This window comes from Candidatus Polarisedimenticolaceae bacterium, from assembly GCA_036376135.1.
In the GTDB taxonomy this organism is placed as follows: domain Bacteria; phylum Acidobacteriota; class Polarisedimenticolia; order Polarisedimenticolales; family DASRJG01; genus DASVAW01.
This window is the reverse complement of the sequence record DASVAW010000127.1, coordinates 1-4,434: the sequence shown is the minus strand read 5'-3', so window position 1 is coordinate 4,434 and position 4,434 is coordinate 1. Positions and strand designations below refer to the sequence as shown.

Here is a 4,434-nt window from a genome sequence, read left to right as displayed (position 1 = left end):
AGCGAAGAATCGCTGCAACCGGTGCGGGCGCTCGCGCGCCTACATCCGGAAGTTCCAGCTTTGCCGCATCTGCTTCCGCAACCTGGCCCTCGAGGGCGCGCTTCCGGGCGTGACCAAGTCGAGCTGGTGAGGGAGGCGCGAACATGAGCATGACCGACCCGATTTCCGATCTCCTGACGCGCATCCGCAACGCGCAGCAGGCCAAGCACCAGACCGTCGACGTGCCCGCGTCGCGGATGAAGGCCTCGATCGCCGCCATCCTCAAGGAGGAGGGGTACATCGAGAGCTTCACCGAGGAGGAGGCGGGGCTCAGGCGGCTGCTTCGCATCCAGTTGAAGTACGGACGGGCCGGGGAACGCGCGATCACGGGCATCGAGCGCGTCTCCAAGCCCGGTCGCCGCGTGTACTGCGGCAAGGACGAGATCCCGAAGGTCCTCGGGGGCCTGGGGATCACGATCCTGTCGACGCCCAAGGGCGTTCTCGCCGGCAACACCTGTCGCAAGCTCGGGGTTGGCGGCGAGGTCCTCTGCAACGTCTGGTAGGCGTCCGGGAACGAGGGAGGAAGCGATGTCTCGTATCGGAAGACTGCCGGTGCCGCTCGCCAAGGGCGTCACCGCCGGCATCGAGGGCGGCGCGGTGACGATCCAGGGCCCGAAGGGGACCCTCGTTCAGCCGCTTCCCTCGGGCATCACCGCCGAGGTGGCGGAGGGGCGGATCGTCGTCCACCGCGGGGCGGAGACCAAGGAACAGAAGGCGCTGCACGGGCTCGTGCGTGCGCTGCTCGCCAACGCGGTGTCGGGCGTGACCAAGGGCTTCTCGAAGGAGCTCGAGATCCACGGCGTCGGTTACCGCGCCCAGGTTTCCGGGAAGTCGGTGCAGTTCTCGCTCGGGTACACGCACCCGGTGGACTTCCCGATTCCCGACGGGATCTCGATCGCCGTCGACAAGCAGACCAAGCTCGTCGTCACGGGCATCGACCGGCAGCAGGTGGGCCAGGTGGCGGCGAAGATCCGCAAGCTGCGTCCGCCGGACGTCTACAAGGGCAAGGGAATCCGCTACGCCGGCGAGCACCTTCGCAAGAAGGCCGGCAAGACCGGCGCGAAGTAGGCCGGGGAGACGAAGACCATGCAGCGCAACATCGACAGGGACGCGACCCGGCGGCGCATCCGCTACCGGATCCGCAAGAAGGTCGAAGGGACCGCTTCGCGGCCGCGGCTGGCCGTGTTCCGGTCGGACAAGCACATCTACGCCCAGGCCATCGACGACGCCACCGGCGCGACGCTCGCCTGCGCCTCCACCGTGGACAAGGACCTCAAGCCCGCCAAGGGCAAGGGGAAGACCGACGCGGCGAAGGTCGTGGGGGGCGCCATCGCCGAGCGGCTGAAGGCGAAGGGGATCGAGGCCGTGGTCTTCGACCGCGGCGGCTACCTGTACCACGGGCGCATCAAGGCGCTCGCGGACGCAGCCCGCGAAGCGGGCCTCAAGTTCTGACGGAGGTCGTCGTGGCCGAACGGGATCAGGAGAACGTGGGCGAGCTGAAGGATCGCGTCGTCCACATCAATCGCGTGACCAAGGTCGTGAAGGGGGGCAAGAACTTCTCCTTCGCGGCGCTCGTGGTGGTCGGCGACGGCAACGGTTGGGTCGGCTTCGCCTCCGGCAAGGCGCGCGAGGTCCCGGCCGCGATCGCGAAGGGGGTCGAGCAGGCCAAGCGCAACCTCGTCCACGTGTCGCGCCGGGGAAGCACGATCCCGCACGCGGTGGTCGGCCGCTTCGGCTCGGGCCAGGTGCTCCTGAAGCCGGCCGCGCCGGGAACGGGCGTCATCGCGGGCGGCGCGGTGCGCGCCGTGCTCGAGTCGGCCGGGATCCAGGACATCCTGACCAAGTCGCTCGGAACCGCGAACCCGCACAACGTGATCCGCGCGACCTTCGAGGGCCTGCGCTCGCTCAAGAGCAAGGAGCAGGTCGACAAGATGCGCGGCAAGAACCAGCCGGAGGCCGGGCGATGAGCGCCGCGACGAAGGCGAAAGCGAAGTCGAAGGCGACGATCAAGGTGCGCCAGGTGCGCAGCGGCATCGGCTTCGACAAGACGCAGAAGGCGACGCTCCGGGCGCTCGGCCTCGAGAAGCTCGGCCGCGTGCGCGAATATCCGGACAACCCCGCCGTGCGCGGGATGATCGCCAAGATCCCGCATCTCGTCGAGATCGTGCGGGACTGAAGGGGCAGTCATGGATCAGAGCAAGCTCAAGCCGGCCGCGGGATCCCGCAAGAACCGCAAGCGCGTGGGTCGCGGCCCGGGGTCCGGCTCCGGCAAGACGTCCGGACGAGGGGAGAAGGGCCAGAAGTCGCGCAGCGGCTACTCCGCGAAGCGGGGCTTCGAGGGCGGCCAGATGCCGCTCCACCGCCGCATCCCCAAGCGCGGGTTCACCAACATCTTCCGGGTCGAGTTCCGGACGGTGAACGTGGACCGGCTGAATGACCTCCCCGCGGGCTCGGCGGTGACGCCGGAGTCGCTCGAGAAGGCGGGCCTGATCCGCAAGGGCAAGGGCCCGGTCAAGATCCTCGGAAACGGCGAGGTCAAGGTCGCCCTGAACGTGAAGGTCCACAAGTTCACGGGGGCGGCCGCCAAGAAGATCCAGGCGGCCGGAGGCTCGGCCGAGGTGATCGGCGGATGATCCAGAGCTTCAAGAACATCTTCGCCATTCCGGACCTGCGGAAGCGGGTGCTGTACACGCTGGGCCTGCTCGCCGTGTACCGCATCGGCGGCCACATCTGGGTGCCGGGGATCGACACCGCGGCCCTGACGCGGCTGTTCGAGCAGAGCGGCGGCGGCGGGATCCTGGGTTACGTCGACCTCTTCGCGGGCGGCAACCTGAAGCGCTTCTCCATCTTCGCGCTCGGGATCATGCCGTACATCACCGCGTCGATCGTCCTGCAGCTGCTCACGGTCGTCTGGCCCTACCTCGAGAAGCTCAGCAAGGAGGGGGAGGCCGGCCGCAAGAAGATCACCCAGTTCACCCGGTACGGGACGGTGGTCCTCGCCCTCGTGCAGTCGTTCGGGATCGCGCGGTGGATCGAGTACTCCTCGGCCACCGGCGGCGTCGGCCAGATCGTGCGGAGTCCCGGGTTCGGGTTCACGCTGTTGACCATGATCACCCTGACCACGGGAACGGCGTTCCTGATGTGGCTGGGCGAGCAGATCTCCGAGCGCGGCATCGGGAACGGGATCTCCCTGATCATCTACGCCGGGATCGTCGTCGGCCTCCCCGCGGCCATCCACCAGACCTGGATCGACCTGCAGTCCGGATCCATGAACGCGCTCGTGCTCGTGATCCTGGTCGCCCTGATGGTCGCCGTCGTCGCGGCGATCGTCTTCGTCGAGCGCGCGCAGCGCAAGATCCCGATCAACTACGCCAAACGCGTCGTCGGGCGCCGCGTGTACGGCGGCGCGTCGACCTACCTGCCGCTGCGCGTGAATACCGCCGGCGTCATCCCGGTCATCTTCGCCTCGTCGATGCTCGCCATCCCGACGACGCTGCTCACGCTGGGGCCGCTGAAGGAGATCGGGTTCACGCAGGAGCTCGCGCGGCAGCTCGAGTACTCCGCGCCGCTGCACAACATCCTGTATCTGGTCCTGATCGTCTTCTTCGCGTTCTTCTACGTGTCGATCATCTTCAACCCGATGGACCAGGCCGACAACATGAAGAAGTACGGCGGGTTCATCCCGGGAATCCGCCCCGGCAAGCGCACGGCCGAGTACATCGACCGGATCCTCACCCGCCTGACCTTCGGCGGCTCGGTCTACCTGGCCCTGATCTCGATCCTGCCGGTGCTGCTGATCAGCGGCCTTCAGCTCCAGCGGCTTCCCGTCGTCGGAAACGCGCTGGACTCGATCCTTCCCCGGATCCTGCTCGACGGCCTCAACGTCAAGTTCTACTTCGGCGGCACCTCCCTGCTCATCGTGGTGGGGGTGGCCATGGACACGGTCCAGCAGATCGAGTCCCAGCTGATCATGCGGAATTACGAAGGTTTCATGAAGGGCACGCGCATCCGCGGCCGCAGGGGCTGACGAAGGGTGTGCGCGTGTTTGCTATAGTGGCGGTTTCGGCGTGAGAGTCATCCTGATTGGCCCCCCGGGGGTCGGGAAGGGTACGCAGGCGAAGTTCCTCACGGAGCGCCTGCGGGTCCCCCACGTATCCACCGGGGACCTGCTCCGCGCCGCCGTCAAGGAGGGAACCTCCCTCGGCCGCAAGGCCAAGGGGTTCATGGAGGCCGGCCAGCTGGTCCCGGACCAGTTGATCGGCGACCTGCTCGGGGAGCGGCTGGCGCAGCCGGACGCCGTTGCGGGGTTCATCCTGGACGGGTTCCCGCGGACGGTCGAGCAGGTGGGCATCCTCGACGGGGTGCTCGCCGGCCGGGGAGCCCGGCTCGACCGGG

The 4,434-nt window shown here is 67.9% G+C and carries 9 protein-coding genes; all 9 read left to right on the top strand.

From position 1 onward, the window contains the following. The coding region (locus VF139_12890) for a type Z 30S ribosomal protein S14 (protein ID HEX6852291.1) at window positions 1-130 on the top strand (130 nt) is incomplete at its 5' end. Between the two features lie 13 nt (window positions 131-143). Continuing rightward, on the top strand, window positions 144-542 hold the full coding sequence (rpsH, locus tag VF139_12885; GenBank protein HEX6852290.1) for a 30S ribosomal protein S8: 399 nt from the start codon (window positions 144-146) through the stop codon (window positions 540-542). Window positions 543-567: 25 nt separating this feature from the next. Beyond that, on the top strand, window positions 568-1,107 hold the full coding sequence (gene rplF, locus VF139_12880; GenBank protein ID HEX6852289.1) for a 50S ribosomal protein L6: 540 nt from the start codon (window positions 568-570) through the stop codon (window positions 1,105-1,107). Between the two features lie 18 nt (window positions 1,108-1,125). Further along, a complete protein-coding gene (gene rplR, locus VF139_12875; GenBank protein HEX6852288.1) occupies window positions 1,126-1,491 on the top strand; it encodes a 50S ribosomal protein L18 in 366 nt (121 codons plus the stop codon). 11 nt (window positions 1,492-1,502) lie between these two features. Next, window positions 1,503-2,006: a 30S ribosomal protein S5 gene (rpsE, locus tag VF139_12870; protein ID HEX6852287.1), complete on the top strand. Its 504-nt coding sequence runs from the start codon at window positions 1,503-1,505 to the stop codon at window positions 2,004-2,006. After that, a complete protein-coding gene (gene rpmD, locus VF139_12865) occupies window positions 2,003-2,215 on the top strand; it encodes a 50S ribosomal protein L30 (protein HEX6852286.1) in 213 nt (70 codons plus the stop codon). The genes rpsE and rpmD overlap by 4 nt, the downstream gene beginning before the upstream one ends. A gap of 10 nt (window positions 2,216-2,225) precedes the next feature. Beyond that, window positions 2,226-2,672: a 50S ribosomal protein L15 gene (rplO, locus tag VF139_12860; protein ID HEX6852285.1), complete on the top strand. Its 447-nt coding sequence runs from the start codon at window positions 2,226-2,228 to the stop codon at window positions 2,670-2,672. Further along, window positions 2,669-4,066: a preprotein translocase subunit SecY gene (gene secY, locus VF139_12855; protein HEX6852284.1), complete on the top strand. Its 1,398-nt coding sequence runs from the start codon at window positions 2,669-2,671 to the stop codon at window positions 4,064-4,066. The genes rplO and secY overlap by 4 nt, the downstream gene beginning before the upstream one ends. A 40-nt stretch (window positions 4,067-4,106) precedes the next feature. Then, a partial coding sequence (locus VF139_12850; GenBank protein HEX6852283.1) for a nucleoside monophosphate kinase occupies window positions 4,107-4,434 on the top strand: 328 nt, incomplete at its 3' end.